Raw genomic sequence first — 15770 nt, forward strand, 5'->3', positions numbered from 1 at the left:
AGACGGCAACTCCTGCGCTTAGGCTAGGCGAACCTAACTTGCGCGGCCAAGGGGTGGACGAACTCCCGAACGGTGATGTGCGCCGCAAACCAGGCCGATCCCGTCGCGAGCGGAACACCGCTCCCGGCCGGTTCGTTGCCGAAGCTGGCGGCCCCGCCCCCGTCCTGCCCGAGCCTTCCACCCGCAGCGCGCTGAACTGCTGGGACCGGCTCCGCCGACGGCACGCCCGCTGGCAGGCCACCGGCTTGCACTAGGCTGAACGAGTTGCGCGCCGCAGGCGACCCCCGCTTGGTGAACCGAACCGGAGCAGCGGCCAGCGGTCGGGCCGGCGAGCCGTCGCGCAAATCCAGAACCGAACCAGGAGTACTCGCGTGCCTGCTACCAGCGCAACCGACAGCACTCGGAACGATCTGCGGAACGTCGCCATCGTTGCGCACGTCGACCACGGCAAGACCACCCTGGTGGACGCCATGCTGCGGCAGTCCGGGGCGTTCTCCGAGCGCACCGATCCGGTCGACCGGGTGATGGACTCCAACGACCTGGAGCGGGAAAAGGGCATCACCATCCTGGCCAAGAACACCGCGATCCGGCGGGAGACCAGCAACGGTCCGGTGGTCATCAACGTGGTGGACACCCCCGGGCACGCGGACTTCGGCGGTGAGGTCGAGCGGGCCCTCTCCATGGTCGACGGGGTGCTGCTGCTGGTCGACGCCAGCGAAGGCCCGCTGCCGCAGACCCGCTTCGTCCTCCGCAAAGCTCTGGCCGCCCAACTGCCCGTGATCCTGGTCATCAACAAGGTGGACCGGCCCGACGCGCGCTGCGCCGAAGTGGTCGACGAAACCCAGGACCTGCTGCTGGAGCTGGCCGCCGAACTGGACGCCGAAACTTCCGTGGACACCGAGGCCGTCCTGGACCTGCCGGTGGTCTACGCCTCCGCTCGAGCCGGGCGCGCCAGCCTGGCCCGCCCCGCCGACGGCGAACTGCCCGCCGAAGAGGACCTGAGCGCCCTGTTCGACGTGCTGCTCAAGCACGTCCCCGCGCCGGTCGGCGACCCGCAGGCGCCCCTGCAGGCCCTGGTCACCAACCTGGACGCCTCCTCCTTCCTGGGTCGGATCGCGCTGTGCCGCATCCACTCCGGCACCTTGCGCAAGGGCCAGACCGTCGGCTGGTGCCGCGCAGACGGGACCGTGGAGAAGGTGCGGCTCACCGAGCTGCTGATGACCGAGAACCTCGACCGGGTTCCGGTGGCCGAAGCGAGCGCCGGGGACCTCGTGGCCATCGCCGGCATCCCGGACATCACCATCGGCGACACGCTCGCCGACCCCGAGGACCCGAAGCCGCTGCCCCGGATCACCGTCGACGACCCGGCCATCTCCATGACCATCGGGGTCAACACCTCCCCGCTCACCGGGCGCAACGGCGGGACCAAGCTCACCGCGCGCCTGGTCAAGAACCGCCTGGACCAGGAACTGGTGGGCAACGTGAGCATGCGGGTGCTGCCCACCGACAAACCCGACGCCTGGGAGGTCCAGGGCCGCGGCGAGCTGGCGTTGGCGGTGCTGGTGGAAACCATGCGCCGCGAGGGCTTCGAGCTCACCGTCGGAAAACCGCAGGTCGTCACGAAGACCATCGACGGCAAGCTCTGCGAGCCGTTCGAGCGGCTCACCATCGACGTCCCGGAAGAGCACCTGGGGGCGGTCACCCAGCTGATGGCGGCCCGCAAGGGGCGGATGGAAACCATGGACGGGCACGGCACCGGCCGCATCAAGCTGGAGTACGTGGTGCCCGCGCGCGGGCTGATCGGCTTCCGCACCGAGTTCCTCACCGAAACCCGGGGCACCGGCATCGCCCACCAGGTCTTCGAGGGCTACTTCCCGTGGGCCGGGGAGCTGCGCACCCGGCACACCGGTTCGCTGGTCGCCGACCGGGCCGGCAGCGCCACCACCTACGCGCTGCTGCAGCTGGCCGACCGGGGCACCTTCTTCGTGGAACCGGGTGACGACGTCTACGAGGGCATGGTGGTCGGGGAGAACCCCCGCGCCGAAGACCTCGACATCAACATCACCAAGGAGAAGAAGCTCACCAACATGCGCTCCTCGACCGCCGAAGAGCTGGAGCGGCTGGCCCGCCCCCGCAAACTGGCGCTGGAGGAGGCGCTGGAGTTCTGCTCGGCCGACGAGTGCGTCGAGGTCGGTCCGGACGCGCTCCGGGTGCGGAAGGTGATCCTGGACAGCGCGACCCGGGCGCGGGAGCGGGCCCGGGCCAAGGCTCGGAACAACAACAACTGACCTGCGGTTTTCGGTCACCGGTTCGTTCGCCGGGAAGAAATTGCGGCGAACTCCGGACCCGCGGGGGCGCTGGCGGGAACAATGAGCACCGCGCACCCCGGTATTGATCGCGACGCCGGGGCGGGAATCATGGGTGGTCCGGTACCTGGCGTGTCGCGCTGCGGGGGGCGCGGTGACTCGAGAGGGGAGGAATCGGCGTGTCCCAGGGGCGGCGTGGCCCGTTGGCCGGGATCTCCCTGCTGGCGGTGCTTGCCAGCCTGGCAGCGGCGTGCACGAACGCACCCCCGCCGCCGGTCGTGGAGGAGAAGCCGCCGCAGACTTCGCCGAGCGAGCCGCCGGACAGGCAGATGCCCATCGAAGTGGTGGTGGGCGTTGACGAGCTGGACAGCGGGTTCAACCCGCACAGCCTGGCCGACCTCTCCCCGGCGACCTCGGCGCTGGCCGACCTGATGCTGCCGTCGGTGTTCCGGCCGGCCGAGGACGGAACGCTGCAACTGGACACCACCCTCATGGAGTCCGCGGAGGTGGTCCCGGACGCGGAGAAGTTCACCGTCCGCTACCGGATCCGCCGGGAGGCCAACTGGTCCGACGGGGCCCCGATCGCGGCCGAGGACTTCGTGTACCTGTGGCAGCAGCTGCGCTCCCAACCCGGTGTGGTCGCCCCGGCCGGCTACCAGTTGATCGAGGACGTCGCCTCCCGGCAGGGCGGCAAGACCGTCGAGGTGACCTTCGCCGAGCCGTTCCCCGCCTGGCGGACCCTGTTCAACGACCTGCTGCCGGCCCACCTGCTGCGGGACGCGCCGCGGGACTGGGCGAACGCGCTCGACCGCGGGTACCCGGCCTCGGGCGGCCCGTTCGCGATCCGGCACGTGGACCTGGACCGCGGGGAGATCATGCTGGAGCGCAACGACCGCTACTGGGGCGAACCAGCCCGCTCGGACCTGCTGGTGCTGCGGAAGGTCGACAAGTCCCACCAGGTCAACGCGTTGCGCAGCGGCGACACGCACGTGGCGGTGCTGAACGCCGACGAGGACACCATGAACATGCTCCGCCAGCTGGGCGACACCGCGCAGTTGATGACCGTTCCGCGGCCGGTGACCACGCAACTGCTGCTGCGCCCGGACAGCCGGTCGCTGTCGGAGACCGCGGTCCGCCGAGCCGTGCTGGCGGCCCTGGACCGCGACGCCCTGGTCGAGGCGGGCACCGGTGGCGGGCCGGGCAGCGACATGCCCGCCCACGCCCAGGTGCTGGCCCCCTCCGAACCCGGCTACACCTCGACCGAACCGCCCGGGGCGGTGCCGAAGGAGCCGGACCCCGAGGCGGTGCAGCGCCTGCTGGAGGAAGCCGGCTACCGGCACGAAGCCGGGGCCTGGATGCGGGACGGCCATCCGCTGAACCTGGTGATCGCCGCTCCGTTCGAGAACGGGGCCTACATCAGGATCGCCGAGGCCGCGGCGCGGCAGCTGCGGGAACAGGGCATCCAAGCCACCGTGATCACCCCGACCGGCGATCAGCTGTTCGGGGAGATGCTGGCGACCTCTCCGCGCTCGCCGGACTCCGGCAGTACCGGTTCGGTGGACTTGGCGGTGGCACCTCGCCCCGCCACCGGTGATCCGGCGGTCACCATGGCCAGCTTGTACGGGTGCCCGGGGGCGGTGCAGGACACCGAGCAGCCCTTCCCGCACCGGGCGGCTGGTTTCTGCGACGAGCTCGTGCAACCCACCATCGACGCCGCGGTCAGCGGCAAGATCCCGTTCGACGAGGCCGCCGAGCAGGTCGAGGCCCAGCTGTGGGAGCAGGCCATCGCCCTGCCCCTGTACCAGCAGGCGCCGGTCTACGTGGTGGGGCAGGACGTGCAGGGGGTCGACCGCGGCAGCGGGTTCGCCGGACCGTTCTCCACCGCGGCGCGCTGGCTGGGCACCCCCGCCGATCGCGACGGGTGGTGATCCCGAGGCCGGGAGCACCGGGAGGAACCACCTCTCGAGGGCTCCGTCGAGCAATCCGGCTACCGTGCGCGAGCGCGCGGAGCTCGCGGATTAGGCTGGACTGGTGACGCTGACGGCTCCACCGCGGTTGTTGCTGGTACACGCACACCCCGACGACGAGACGCTTTGGACTGGCGGAACGATCGCCCGGTACGCCGAGCGGGGCGTTCAGGTCGTGGTGGTGACCTGCACGCTCGGCGAAGAAGGCGAAGTCATCCCGGAGAGCTTGCGCGGCCTGGCCGTGGACGAAGCCGACCAGCTCGGCGGCTACCGGGTCGGTGAGCTGCGGGCGGCCTGCACCGCGCTTCGGGTCACCGATCAGCGGTTCCTCGGCGGCATCGGGCGCTGGCGGGATTCCGGGATGCTGTGGGAACGCCCCGGGACGGCCGGGGCCCGTCCGGACGCGCATCCGCGGGCGTTCGCGGTGGGTGACCGCGAGCAGCAGACCAGCGCGCTGGAAGACGTGCTGCGGGAAGTGAAACCGCAGGTGGTGGTGACCTACGCGGAGGACGGCGGCTACGGGCACCCGGACCACGTGCGCGCCCACGAGATCACCGTGGCCGCGGTCGAGCGGGTCCCGGAGGTGCAGCGGCTGTTCTACGCGGTGCAGTCCCGGGCGGCGGTGACGGCTGGCCTGGCCCGCCTGGCCGAGGTGGAAGAGCTCCCGTTCGACCTGCCGAGCCCGGACGAGGTCGCCAGCGTCGACGACGACTCGATCACCACCGAGATCGACATCTCCGGGCAGCTGCCCGCCAAGATCAGCGCGATGCGCGCGCACGGCACGCAGATCAAGGTGTGGCTCGACCGGTGGAACAACGGGGACGGCATCGCCGCGTACGCCCTGTCCAACGGGATCGCCCAGCCGGTCGTGGACACCGAGCACTTCGTGCTGGCGAGCGGGGATCCGGACGGCTGCGCCAACGACCTGTTCGGCGGTCTCGGCCCGATCGGCGAATCGGTGGGGAACCGGTGATCGATCGCATCGTTCTCGGCTTGCTGGTGCTGGACGCCTTCCTGCTGGCGATCATCGAGCTGATGTTCCTGCCGTCCTACATCGGCACGGTGCAGTTCCCGGTGACCGCTGCGATCGCGGCGGTGACCACGCCGCTGCTGGTCGCCGAGGCCGCCCGGATCTCGCCCCGGCGGCGGGTGGCGGCGGCGCCGCTGGTGGTGTGGTTCGCCACCGTCTTCGTGTTCGGCGTGCTCGGCCCCGGCGGTGACATGGTGCTGCTGCCGACCGACTGGCGGACCCTGCTGCTGATCGGCGGAGGAGCGCTGCCCAGCGCCGCGATGATGGGCATCGTGCTGGGCAAGCAGGCCAAGCGGTGAGGGCAGCACCGGGACCTTGGGCCCGGGCCAGCTGACGAGGACCCGACGTCGTGCCGAGGTGGGAGGCGGGACTGGACGTGCTGGAGTGCTGACCGATGAACGGGGCGCCCGGGGGCTGCGCTCGGGTCGGCCGGTTCCTGGTGGTCCTCGCCGGTGCGCCCCCGGTTCGGCGGTGCGGTCACCCCGCGGCCACCGGTGCGCAACGCCCTGGGGCGCGGGGTCGAAGCCCCGGCCGTTCGGGGGCAGCTGATCGGCGAGGTGCTGCTGGGCCGGCGGCTGTCCGCGGAAACCGCGGTGGGGCTCGCCGAGGGGCTGGACGAGTCCGAGCACCGCCGCGGTGTGGCGAATTGCACGACTTCTCTGGGAAATCCATGCTGAACTGGACAAACGTCTGCAGGGGCGGTCCACCCACCAGGTGCTGGGCAACCTCCCGGTGGTCGGCGGTTACCTGGGAGAACGCTCCCCGCTGGGGGAAGTCGCCGAAGCGGGTTCTCGCTGGTTGCGCAGGCGTTGGCACTGGTTCGCGCCGTTCACCGCGGCGGCGTGGGATCGACCGGCTCCCGCGTTCTGGGACCTGTTACGGCTTCGGGGTGGGTGGAGAGATACTGTCAGCAATCGCGTCAGGAGATTCCTGGGCGCTTGGAACAAGCTTCTAGCAGGAGAGCAACCGTGACCTACGTGATCGCCGAGCCCTGCGTCGACGTTCTCGACAAGGCATGCATCGAGGAATGCCCTGTCGACTGCATCTACGAGGGCGGGCGGATGCTCTACATCCACCCCGATGAGTGCGTTGACTGCGGTGCCTGCGAGCCGGTTTGCCCGGTGGAGGCCATCTACTACGAGGACGACGTGCCGGAGGAGTGGACCGCCTACATCAAGGCGAACGCGGACTTCTTCGAGGACCTGGGCTCTCCGGGCGGTGCGGCCAAGGTGGGCAAGGTCAACAAGGACGTCGAGCCCATCACGAGCCTTCCCCCGCAGGGCGAATGAGCCAGGTGACGACCGGCCCGGGCGCGGACCCGTCCGACGCCCGAGGCCCGCAGCTGCCCGCTTTCCCGTGGGATTCGCTGGCGAAGCACACCGCTGTCGCCAAGGAGCACCCGGACGGGGTCGTCGACCTGTCGGTGGGCACCCCGGTCGACCCGGTGCCGGCGACGTTGCAGGAAGCGCTGAGCGCAGCCGCTGAAGCCCCCGGCTACCCGGCCACGCACGGCACTCCGGAGCTGCGGGCGGCAGCGGTCGCAGCGCTGGAGCGGCGCTACGGCGTGACCGGTGTGCAGCCGGACGCGGTGCTGCCGACCATCGGCTCGAAGGAGCTGGTCGCCTGGCTGCCCACACTGCTCGGGGTGCGACCGGGCGAGGTCGTGGCCATCCCCGAGCTGGCGTACCCCACCTACGAGGTGGGGGCGAAGCTGGTGGGCGCGGAAGTCGTCCGGCTGGCCCCCGGCCAGGCGCCGCCGGCGGGAACCGCGCTGGTGTGGCTCAACTCGCCGTCGAACCCCACCGGGCGGGTGCTGGACGCCCAGCAGCTGCGGGAGAGCGTGCAGGCGGCCCGGGAAGTCGGCGCGATCGTCGCTTCGGACGAGTGCTACCTGTCGTTGGGTTGGGAAGCCGAGCCGGTTTCGGTGCTGCACCCCGCGGTGACCGATGACCCCACCGGGGTCCTCGCGGTGCACTCGCTGTCGAAGTCGTCGAACTTGGCCGGCTACCGCGCTGGTTTCATCACCGGCGACCCGGTGCTGGTGCGGCGGCTGCTGGAGCTGCGCAAGCACGCCGGCATGATCGTGCCGCGCCCGGTCCAGGTGGCGATGACCGCCGCGCTGGAGGACGACGAGCACGTCCGCGCCCAACGCGAGCTGTACGCGCAGCGCCGGGCGGTGCTGCGGCCCGCGCTGGAGGACGCCGGTTTCCGGATCGAGCACTCCCAGGCCGGGCTGTACCTGTGGGCCACGCGCGGCGAGGACGCCTGGCAGACCCTGGACTGGCTGGCCCAACGGGGGATCCTGGTGGCGCCCGGCACGTTCTACGGGCCCGGTGGCGCCCAGCACGTCCGGATTTCCCTGACCGCTTCGGACGAGCGGATCACCGCCGCGGCCAAACGCCTGGTCAGTTGAGCGTTCCGCGTGGAGCGGGTCCGACCGGTTCGCGGTCGGGCCCGCTCCACCGGTTTTCGCGGCGGTTCACCCGCTGATCCCGCACTCCTGGGCGGCAGCCAGCAGCTCCCGCCACTTGCCGGGCCAAGCCGCCCGGCATCGCCGGCGGCGCTGTTCCTCCGCACCGGCCAACAGCTCGGCGGCGGAGGCGGTGTCCGTTCCCGGGGCGTCGGCGAGCAGCTGCCGCACGCGGTCCCGGGCCACGCAGGCGTCCTGGTGGTCGCCCAGCACGGTCTGCAGCTGTTTGGCCGCCCGCACCAGTTCTCCCAGCTGCACGTCGGGGGCTTGGTCGGCGAGTTCGGCGGTGTAGCGCAACTGCTTGGTGCGGATCCGCACCCGGTGCAGCTCGGCGTCGGTGGGTTCGGTGCCCAACCCGGTGGCTGCTGCGCGCAGCTCGGCGAACTGCGCGTCGACCAGTTCCCGCAGCGGTTCGGCCGCGCCGCGCTCCGGGGGGCGCGGGGCGGTGCGGACCTGCTCGGTGGCGAGCAACAACCGCCGGTACCGGGCGCTGTCCAAGGTGGTGAGCAGTCGTTCCCGGGCGCGGTCGCGTTCGGCCCGCAGCTCGGTCAACAACTGGTCAGCGGCGGCCCGCTCGGCCGCTGGCAGTTCGGTGCTGCTCTGCTGCAGCCGCTCGAGCAGCACGTCGAGGTCCCGCACCGCGCCCAGCGCGCGGCCCAACCAGCCGAGTTCTGCCCGCAGCGGCTCGGACCAGGACGTGTCGAGGAGCGAGCGGCCGGCTTTCAGCAGGGCGCGCATGCGGCGCACCGCCACCCGCATGTGGTGCAGTTCCTCGGGGTCTTCGCCCCGGCGGGTGCCGGGTTCGTGGGTGATCAGCGCGTGCCGCCAGTGCTCCAGCGAAGCGCGGAGGCGGGTGGTGGCGGGCAGTGGTCCCAGAGGTGAACCGGCGGCTCCGGAGTTCTGGTCGCAGGCCACCAAGAATTGTAAAAACGCCGGTCAGCGGCGCGCTCGTCGCAGGAGGAGCGACGCGCCCCCGCGGGCGAGCCGCGGGGGCGCGGGAGAACGCGGGGGCGCTCAGTCGTTGGCGTGCAGCGCCGCGTTGAGCTCCACCTTGCCGCCGGTGCGGGGGCTGACCTCGACCGCCCCGGTGGTGGAGTTGCGGCGGAACAGCAGACCGCTCTGGCCGGACAGCTCCCGGGCCTTGGTGATGGTCCCGTCGGGCAGCGTCACCTTGGTGCCGGCGGTGACGTACAGGCCGGCTTCCACGACGCAGTCGTCGCCGAGGGAGATGCCGATGCCGGCGTTGGCGCCGATCAGGCAGCGCTCCCCGACGGAGATGACCTCCTTGCCGCCACCGGAGAGGGTGCCCATGATCGAGGCCCCGCCGCCCAGGTCGGAACCGTCCGCGACGACCACGCCGGCGGAGATCCGACCTTCCACCATGGAGGCGCCGAGGGTGCCGGCGTTGAAGTTGACGAAGCCCTCGTGCATCACGGTGGTTCCGCTGGCCAGGTGAGCGCCCAGCCGGACCCGGTCGGCGTCGCCGATCCGCACCCCGGACGGGACCACGTAGTCCACCATGCGCGGGAACTTGTCGATGCTGTGTACGGTCACGTGGCCGCGGGCGCGCAGCCGCATGCGGGTCGCTTCGAAACCCTCCACCGGGCAGGGGCCGTGGTTGGTCCACACCACATTGGACAGCAGGCCGAAGATGCCGTCCAGGTTCAGCCCGTGCGGGCGGACCAGGCGGTTGGACAGCAGGTGCAGCCGCAGGTACACGTCGTGGGCGTCCTTCGGCTCGTCCGACAACCGCCCGATCCCGGTGCGCACGGCGACGACCTCGACACCGCGGGCCTCGTCCCGGCCCAGCAGGGCGCTGCTGGCTTCGCCGAGCGCTTCGGCGGCCTGCTCGGCGGTCAGCCGGGTGGTCCCGGACTCTCCCGGTTCGGTGAGCTTCACGGTCGGGAACCAGGTGTCGAGCACGGTGCCGTCGTCGGTCACGGTGGCCAGGCCCACGCCGTGGGCGCCAGTGGTCTGCGGGTCGGGGGACTGTGCGCTGCTCATGCCGCAAACCGTAATCGGCTCCGGTCCTCGGCTCAGCGCGGGGTGGCCGGTGGTGGGACCGGGCGCACCCCGGTGCGGTTCCCGTTGGCGGCACCGGTGACCGGGTAGCCTGCCAGGCGTGACTGCGTCGTTGGATCTGACTTCGGACCCCGTCGAACTGACCGCCCAGCTGGTCGACATCCCGAGCGTGTCCGGCAGCGAGGACGCCATCGCCACGGCGGTCGAGTCGGCCCTGCGGGAGCAGGCGCCGCACCTGGAGGTGGTGCGCAACCAGCAGGCGGTGCTGGCCCGCACCGACCTGGGGCGGGCGTCCCGCGTGGTGCTGGCCGGCCACCTCGACACCGTGCCGGTCAACGACAACCTGCCGGTGCGGCGCACGGGCTCGGGGGACGAGGAGGTCCTGCACGGCTGCGGAACGGCCGACATGAAGAGCGGGGTCGCGGTGATGCTGCACGCCGCCGCCACCCTGGCCGACCCCAAGTACGACCTCACCTTCGTCTTCTACGACTGCGAGGAAGTGGAGGCCGAGCGCAACGGACTGGGCCGGATCGAGCGGGAGCTGCCGGAGTGGCTGGACGGTGATCTGGCGGTGGTCTGCGAGCCGTCGAACGCCGTGATCGAGGCCGGCTGCCAGGGCACCATGCGCATCGAGATCGAGCTCACCGGGACTCGCGCGCACACCGCGCGGGCGTGGATGGGGGAGAACGCCATCCACGCCGCCCAGCCGGTGCTGCAGCGGCTGGTGGACTACGTGCCGCGGCAACCGGTCATCGACGGCCTGCAGTACCACGAGGGGCTGCAGGCGGTGCGGATCGACGGCGGGGTGGCCGGCAACGTGGTGCCCGACCGGTGCGTGGTCACCGTCAACCACCGCTTCGCCCCGGACCGCACCCTGGCCGAGGCGGAGGCCCACCTGCGGGAGGTCTTCTCCGGGTTCGACATCACCGTGGTCGACGCGGCCCCGGCCGCCCGGCCCGGGCTGACCGAGCCGGCGGCGCGGGAACTGGTGGCGGCCAGCGAAGGCGAGCCGGTGGCCAAGCTGGGGTGGACCGATGTGGCCCGGTTCGCCGCTCGCGGACTGCCCGCGGTCAACTTCGGCCCCGGCTCACCGACCGTGGCGCACACCAAGCAGGAGCACGTCAGCGCTGCGGACATCCGCCGCTGCAGCGAGGTGCTGAAGCGGTTCTTGGCCGGGTGATCAGGCGAGGCCGAGCGGGCTGGTGCTGGGGGCCTGCAGTTCTTCCGGTTCCGGCGCCCGCTGCTCGGGCGGTCCGAACCGGGCAGGTGCCTCCGCCGGCTCGGTCGCCGGTTCCTCCGGGGCCTCCGCGGGCTCGGGTTCCGGTCGTTCTTCCGCTTTCTGCGCGGCGCCCTGGGACGTCGACTCCACGAAGCGCAGCAGCTCGACCGGGAAGGGCAGCACCAGGGTGGAATTCCGCTCGGCGGCCACTTCCACCACGGTTTCCAGCAGCCGCAGCTGCAGCGCGGCCGGGGTGTCCGACATGACCTCGGCGGCTTGGGCGAGCTTGCGGGAGGCCTGGTACTCGCCGTCGGCGGAGATGATGCGGGAGCGCCGTTCGCGTTCGGCTTCGGCCTGCCGGGCGATCGACCGCTTCATCGCGTCCGGCAGCGAGACGTCCTTGATCTCCACGCGGTCGATGTGCACGCCCCAGCCCAGGGCCGGGCTGTCGATCATCAGCTCCAGCCCCTGGTTGAGCCGTTCCCGGTTGGACAGCAGGTCGTCGAGGTCGCTCTTGCCGATGATGGAGCGCAGGGAGGTCTGGGCGACCTGGCCGACGGCGAACAGGTAGTCCTCGACGTTGACGATGGCGCGCGCCGCGTCTTCGACCTTGAAGTAGACCACCGCGTCCACCCGGACGGTCACGTTGTCCCGGGTGATGCCTTCCTGCGCGGGCACCGGCATGGTGACGATCTGCAGGTTGACCTTCCGCAGGTGGTCCACCACGGGGATGATCATGGTCAGGCCGGGGCCGCGCACCGCTTGTTGCAGCCGGCCGAAGCGGAACACCACGCCCCGCTCGTACTGCTTGATGACTTTGATGCTGCTGGCGAGGACGAGGACGATCAGTGCGGTGAGGATTAACAGCGCGGTCAGCATGGCTCGCTCCCGGGCGGAGGACGTTGCCCGGCGACCCGCCTCGCGCCGGTGGGGCTCGCGGTCCGCGCCGGCACTGCCAGCGGCGAGCCGTCGATCTTCACCTCGTATCGTACGCCGTTCCCCGGCTCGGTGAATCCTCGCTGACCAGGTATTTCCCCTGGTAACCCGGCTGGGTGTACGACGGCGGAGGGCCGCCGGATGCGTAGGCTCGGTGCATGGCAGTTGATGATTCCCAGCTGAGCCCGAACGGGAACGGGGCTCCGCAGGAGAAGCGGCGCGGCCCGATGGTGCTGCGCGGTTCTCGGTATCCCGAGACCACCACCGACCAGCGGCTGCTGGACAGCCGCGGCCCGGCGGACTGGGTGCACACGGACCCGTGGCGGGTGCTGCGGATCCAGGCCGAGTTCGTGGAGGGGTTCGGGGCGCTGGCGGAGGTGCCGCGGGCGGTGACGGTGTTCGGTTCCGCTCGCATCCCGCGGGACCACCCGGAGTACGAGCTCGGGGTTCGGCTCGGCAGCGCGCTGGCGGAGAACGGGTGGGCGGTCATCACCGGTGGTGGCCCGGGCACCATGGAGGCGGTCAACCGGGGCGCGGCCGAGGCCGGCGGGTTGTCGATCGGGTTGGGGATCGAGTTGCCGTTCGAGCAGGGGCTCAACCCGTGGGTCAACCTGGGGGTGAACTTCCGGTACTTCTTCGTCCGCAAGACGATGTTCAGCAAGTACTCGCAGGCCTTCATCGCGTTGCCGGGCGGGTTCGGCACGATGGACGAGCTGTTCGAGTCGCTGACCCTGGTGCAGACCAAGAAGCTCACCAAGTTCCCGGTGGTGCTGTTCGGCCGGTATTACTGGGAAGGTCTCTACAACTGGGTCAGGGATACGATGTTCGGCTCGGGAAAGGTCAGTCGGGCGGATCTCGACCTGCTCCACCTGACCGATGACATCGACGATGCGGTAAGTGTTGTGCAGGAAGCTTACCGGGCTTGGGAGGCCACTCATTGAGCACCGATGAATCCGCTGCGGACGTCTCGGTATGCGTCTACTGCGCGTCGCGGCCGGTGCCGCAGCAGTACCTCGACTTGGCCGCCGAGGTCGGCAAGGCGATAGCCCAGCGCGGCTGGACCTTGGTTTCCGGCGGCGGTCGGGTTTCCATGATGGGCGAGGTCGCCCGCGCGGCCCGGGCCGGCGGGGCGCGCACGATCGGTGTCATCCCGCGCGCTCTGGTGGAGCGGGAGGTCGCTGACACCGAGGCGGACGAGCTGCTGGTCGTGGAGACCATGCGGGAGCGCAAGGGGCTGATGGACGCGCACGCCACCGCGTTCCTGGCGCTGCCCGGGGGCATCGGCACGTGCGAGGAGCTCTACGAGGTCTGGACTTCCCGCTACATCGGCATGCACGACAAACCGGTGGTGGTGCTGGACCCCGACGGCCACTACAAGGGGATGTTCACCTGGCTGGAGGGCCTGGTGGAGAGCGGTTTCGCCAGCCAGCACTCGCTGGACGTGCTGCAGCTCGTCACCGACGTCGACGCGGCGCTCGACGCCTGTGCGCCGTGAGCGGCCCGGTGTCCCGCGGCGGCTGGGCGCCGCTGCGGTTGCGCGACAAGCAGTTGGCGGCGGACCGGCCGCTGGTGATGGCCATCGTCAACCGCACCCGGGACTCGTTCTTCGACCGGGGGCGGACGTTCTCCGACGACGCCGCGGTGGCGGCCGTCGACCAGGCCGTCGCGGAAGGGGCTGACATCGTCGACATCGGCGGGGTGCGGGCCGGCGCCCAGGGGGAGCGGGTCGATGCCGACGAGGAGATCCGGCGGGTGGTGCCGTTCGTCGCGGCGATCCGGGAGCGGCACCCGGACCTGGTGATCAGTGTGGACACCTGGCGGCACGAGGTGGCCCGGCAGGTGTGCGAGGCGGGGGCGGACCTGCTCAACGACACCTGGGCGGGTGCGGACCCGCGGTTGGCCGAAGTGGCGGCGGAGCACGGGGTCGGGGTGGTGTGCTCGCACACCGGCGGCTTGGGGCCGCGCACCGACCCGTTCCGGGTGCGCTACACCGACGTGGTCGGTGAGGTCGTGGCGGAGTTGGTGGAGCGCGCCGAGCGGATGGTGCGGTTGGGCGTCCCCCGGGAGGGCGTGCTGATCGACCCCACCCACGACTTCGGGAAGAACACGTGGCACGGGCTGGCCCTGCTGCGGCACGTCGACCGGCTGGTGGACACCGGTTGGCCGGTGCTGCTGGCTCTGTCCAACAAGGACTTCATCGGGGAGACCCTGGGCGCGGCCGTGGACGAGCGGCTGGAGGGGACGCTGGCGGCGACCGCGGTGGCCGCGTGGGCGGGGGTCCGGGTGTTCCGGGCGCACCACGTGCTGCAGACCCGCCGGGTGGTGGACATGGTGGCCAGCATCGCCGGCACCCGCCCGCCCGAATACGTGCTGCGGGCGCTGGCGTGAGCGCGCTCCCGGCCGCGGAGCGGTGGTCGTGGCTGCCGCGCCACCGCCCCGGTCCCGATGTCGGGGTGGAGGGCCCCGGCGTCAGTTGGCTGGCTGCCGGCCGCCGACCGCGTGGTTGATCAGCTGGGTCATCTCGGTGATCGGGAGGTCCGGCAGGACTTCTTGCAGCACCGGGACGAGGCGCAGCCAGCGGGCCTTCACCCGGGGCGCGCTCGGCTGGTCGCGGGTGAGCTCCTCGGCCAGTTCTTCCAGCCGCCACCGCGCTTCGTCGTGCTCCCAGCCGGGGTTGTCGTGGTTGGTGACGGCTTCCAGCAGCTCGTCGACGTGGGTGCGGGTCTGCTCGAGCGCGTCGGGGCGGGGAGCGAAGGTGGTGGCCGCGTCCAGGCGGGACGTTCCCGGGGAGAGGGTGTCGTCTGCGGGCGAATCTGCTTCTTCCGGGGCTGTGGTGCTGAAGAAGAAGTTTTGCACTGCGAACGGCTCCTGATGGCGTAGTTTCGCGGTAGTCGAGTCGGCAGTGTGACTTCCGGAGCCGAAGTGATCATCCGATTCGGGAGTGCATACACCCGAACGGCGCACTGATCGAGATCGAGTGACCAACATCATGGTCGCGCCGCGCACAAAAGGACTTTGGTCCTGTTGCCAGCAGGCGGTGACAGTGCTCGCAAGTGATCGTAAAGTCACGTGTGTGAAGGCTGATGCGCTACGCGGTCACCTGGATGCTCTGCTGCTCGCCACGCTCGACGGCAGGGACCTGCACGGCTACGCGATCATCGAAGCGCTGCAGAAGCGCAGCGGAGGAGCTCTCGACCTGCCCACCGGGACGGTCTACCCGGCCCTGCGCAGGCTGGAGCGGGCTGGTTTCGTGCAGAGCTCGTGGAACACCGTTGGCGGGCGGCAGCGGCGCACTTACCGCCTGACCCAGGCGGGGGTGCGCGAGTTGCAGGTGCAGCGGCGCGCGTGGCGGGAGTTCACCTCGGCCATCGAAGGGGTGTTGAAGGCGGCTCCGGCGCAGGCCTGAGGGGTGGATGCCTCGGCCAGCCGATGGGCGGTTCGCCGTTCGTGCCACGATTGACCACCGTGGCAAGTGCGCTCATCTACCTGTTCGTTGTGCTCGCCGTCGCCGCGGTGGTGTTCCTGCTGGCCACCGTGGTTTTCGGACGCGGGGAACAGCTGGAACCGCTGCCGCCGGAGAAGACCCCCACCCGGCTGCCGGCGGCGGAGATCGAAGGGGCCGATGTTCGGGCGCTGAAGTTCCAGCAGGTGTTCCGCGGCTACAAGGCCTCCGAGGTGGACTGGGCGCTCGACCGGATCGCCGGTGAGCTGGACGAGCTGCGCGGCCGGATTGCGGTCCTGGAGCGGCAGCTGGAGGCTGCGGGACAGGCGTTGGACCAAGCCCGGGACGAGGGCCCGGAGCACCACCCGGAGGAATAGC

17 protein-coding genes are annotated in these 15770 nt (G+C 71.0%); 13 read left to right on the forward strand and 4 right to left on the reverse strand.

All coding sequences use genetic code 11. The features are described from left to right. Positions 1-371: 371 nt before the first annotated feature. The 7 genes from typA to dapC all read left to right on the forward strand — a co-directional run bounded on the left by typA (position 372) and on the right by dapC (position 7716). Positions 372-2288 carry a translational GTPase TypA gene (typA, locus tag SREC43747_RS0101930; protein WP_029719473.1) on the forward strand — a complete coding sequence of 639 codons (1917 nt, stop codon included), beginning with the start codon at positions 372-374 and terminating at the stop codon, positions 2286-2288. A 197-nt stretch (positions 2289-2485) separates the two neighbouring features. After that, entirely contained in the window at positions 2486-4234 is a 1749-nt protein-coding gene (locus SREC43747_RS0101935) for an ABC transporter family substrate-binding protein (protein WP_029719474.1), read from the forward strand. 103 nt (positions 4235-4337) lie between these two features. Continuing rightward, positions 4338-5246 (forward strand): N-acetyl-1-D-myo-inositol-2-amino-2-deoxy-alpha-D-glucopyranoside deacetylase, encoded by a 909-nt coding sequence (gene mshB, locus SREC43747_RS0101940; protein ID WP_029719475.1) that lies wholly within the window; start codon positions 4338-4340, stop codon positions 5244-5246. Beyond that, positions 5243-5602, forward strand: coding sequence for a hypothetical protein (locus SREC43747_RS0101945; protein ID WP_408005225.1), 360 nt, complete (start codon positions 5243-5245; stop codon positions 5600-5602). The genes mshB and SREC43747_RS0101945 overlap by 4 nt, the downstream gene beginning before the upstream one ends. A gap of 153 nt (positions 5603-5755) precedes the next feature. Next, complete coding sequence (locus SREC43747_RS0101950) at positions 5756-5980, forward strand: hypothetical protein (protein ID WP_029719477.1); 225 nt, start codon at positions 5756-5758, stop codon at positions 5978-5980. Positions 5981-6271: 291 nt separating this feature from the next. Then, on the forward strand, positions 6272-6592 hold the full coding sequence (fdxA, locus tag SREC43747_RS0101955; protein WP_029719478.1) for a ferredoxin: 321 nt from the start codon (positions 6272-6274) through the stop codon (positions 6590-6592). Next, on the forward strand, positions 6589-7716 hold the full coding sequence (gene dapC, locus SREC43747_RS0101960) for a succinyldiaminopimelate transaminase (RefSeq protein ID WP_051387580.1): 1128 nt from the start codon (positions 6589-6591) through the stop codon (positions 7714-7716). The genes fdxA and dapC overlap by 4 nt, the downstream gene beginning before the upstream one ends. Before the next feature lie 66 nt (positions 7717-7782). Here dapC and SREC43747_RS0101965 read toward each other — a convergent pair whose 3' ends face one another. Both SREC43747_RS0101965 and dapD read right to left on the reverse strand, forming a co-directional pair. After that, the gene (locus SREC43747_RS0101965) at positions 7783-8688 is read right to left on the reverse strand and encodes a CHAD domain-containing protein (RefSeq protein ID WP_051387581.1); all 906 of its coding nucleotides are present in this window, start codon (positions 8686-8688) and stop codon (positions 7783-7785) included. Positions 8689-8787: 99 nt separating this feature from the next. Next, on the reverse strand, positions 8788-9777 hold the full coding sequence (gene dapD, locus SREC43747_RS0101970; protein ID WP_029719481.1) for a 2,3,4,5-tetrahydropyridine-2,6-dicarboxylate N-succinyltransferase: 990 nt from the start codon (positions 9775-9777) through the stop codon (positions 8788-8790). 118 nt (positions 9778-9895) lie between these two features. Here dapD and dapE point away from each other — a divergent pair, with 118 nt between their 5' ends. Next, positions 9896-10975 (forward strand): succinyl-diaminopimelate desuccinylase, encoded by a 1080-nt coding sequence (gene dapE, locus SREC43747_RS0101975; RefSeq protein ID WP_029719482.1) that lies wholly within the window; start codon positions 9896-9898, stop codon positions 10973-10975. Here dapE and SREC43747_RS0101980 read toward each other — a convergent pair whose 3' ends face one another. Further along, positions 10976-11893, reverse strand: a complete 918-nt coding sequence (locus tag SREC43747_RS0101980) for a slipin family protein (RefSeq protein WP_051387583.1) — start codon at positions 11891-11893, stop codon at positions 10976-10978. It abuts the gene before it with no gap. Positions 11894-12108: 215 nt separating this feature from the next. Here SREC43747_RS0101980 and SREC43747_RS0101985 point away from each other — a divergent pair, with 215 nt between their 5' ends. The 3 genes from SREC43747_RS0101985 (at position 12109) to folP (ending at position 14338) form a co-directional block, all read left to right on the forward strand. Beyond that, entirely contained in the window at positions 12109-12891 is a 783-nt protein-coding gene (locus SREC43747_RS0101985) for an LOG family protein (RefSeq protein WP_029719484.1), read from the forward strand. Then, positions 12888-13445: an LOG family protein gene (locus SREC43747_RS0101990; RefSeq protein WP_029719485.1), complete on the forward strand. Its 558-nt coding sequence runs from the start codon at positions 12888-12890 to the stop codon at positions 13443-13445. The genes SREC43747_RS0101985 and SREC43747_RS0101990 overlap by 4 nt, the downstream gene beginning before the upstream one ends. 77 nt (positions 13446-13522) lie before the next feature. After that, a complete protein-coding gene (gene folP / locus SREC43747_RS0101995) occupies positions 13523-14338 on the forward strand; it encodes a dihydropteroate synthase (RefSeq protein WP_051387598.1) in 816 nt (271 codons plus the stop codon). Between the two features lie 81 nt (positions 14339-14419). On the opposite strand, the gene SREC43747_RS19540 is transcribed toward folP, so the two are convergent. Further along, complete coding sequence (locus tag SREC43747_RS19540; RefSeq protein WP_051387585.1) at positions 14420-14806, reverse strand: hypothetical protein; 387 nt, start codon at positions 14804-14806, stop codon at positions 14420-14422. A 217-nt stretch (positions 14807-15023) separates the two neighbouring features. Here SREC43747_RS19540 and SREC43747_RS0102005 point away from each other — a divergent pair, with 217 nt between their 5' ends. Then, positions 15024-15356, forward strand: a complete 333-nt coding sequence (locus tag SREC43747_RS0102005; protein ID WP_029719488.1) for a PadR family transcriptional regulator — start codon at positions 15024-15026, stop codon at positions 15354-15356. Positions 15357-15415: 59 nt separating this feature from the next. After that, positions 15416-15769 carry a DivIVA domain-containing protein gene (locus SREC43747_RS0102010; RefSeq protein ID WP_029719489.1) on the forward strand — a complete coding sequence of 118 codons (354 nt, stop codon included), beginning with the start codon at positions 15416-15418 and terminating at the stop codon, positions 15767-15769. Position 15770 lies beyond the last annotated feature (1 nt).

The organism is Saccharopolyspora rectivirgula DSM 43747 (genome assembly GCF_000497205.1).
Classification (GTDB): Bacteria; Actinomycetota; Actinomycetes; order Mycobacteriales; family Pseudonocardiaceae; genus Saccharopolyspora; species Saccharopolyspora rectivirgula.

Coding starts and splice junctions, on each gene's coding strand:
- dapC (WP_051387580.1), top strand. CDS start 6,589: ATGAGCCAGGTGACGACCGGCCCGGGCGCGGACCCGTCCGACGCCCGA.
- dapD (WP_029719481.1), bottom strand. CDS start 9,777: ATGAGCAGCGCACAGTCCCCCGACCCGCAGACCACTGGCGCCCACGGC.
- SREC43747_RS0101980 (WP_051387583.1), bottom strand. CDS start 11,893: ATGCTGACCGCGCTGTTAATCCTCACCGCACTGATCGTCCTCGTCCTC.
- SREC43747_RS0101985 (WP_029719484.1), top strand. CDS start 12,109: ATGGCAGTTGATGATTCCCAGCTGAGCCCGAACGGGAACGGGGCTCCG.
- folP (WP_051387598.1), top strand. CDS start 13,523: ATGGCCATCGTCAACCGCACCCGGGACTCGTTCTTCGACCGGGGGCGG.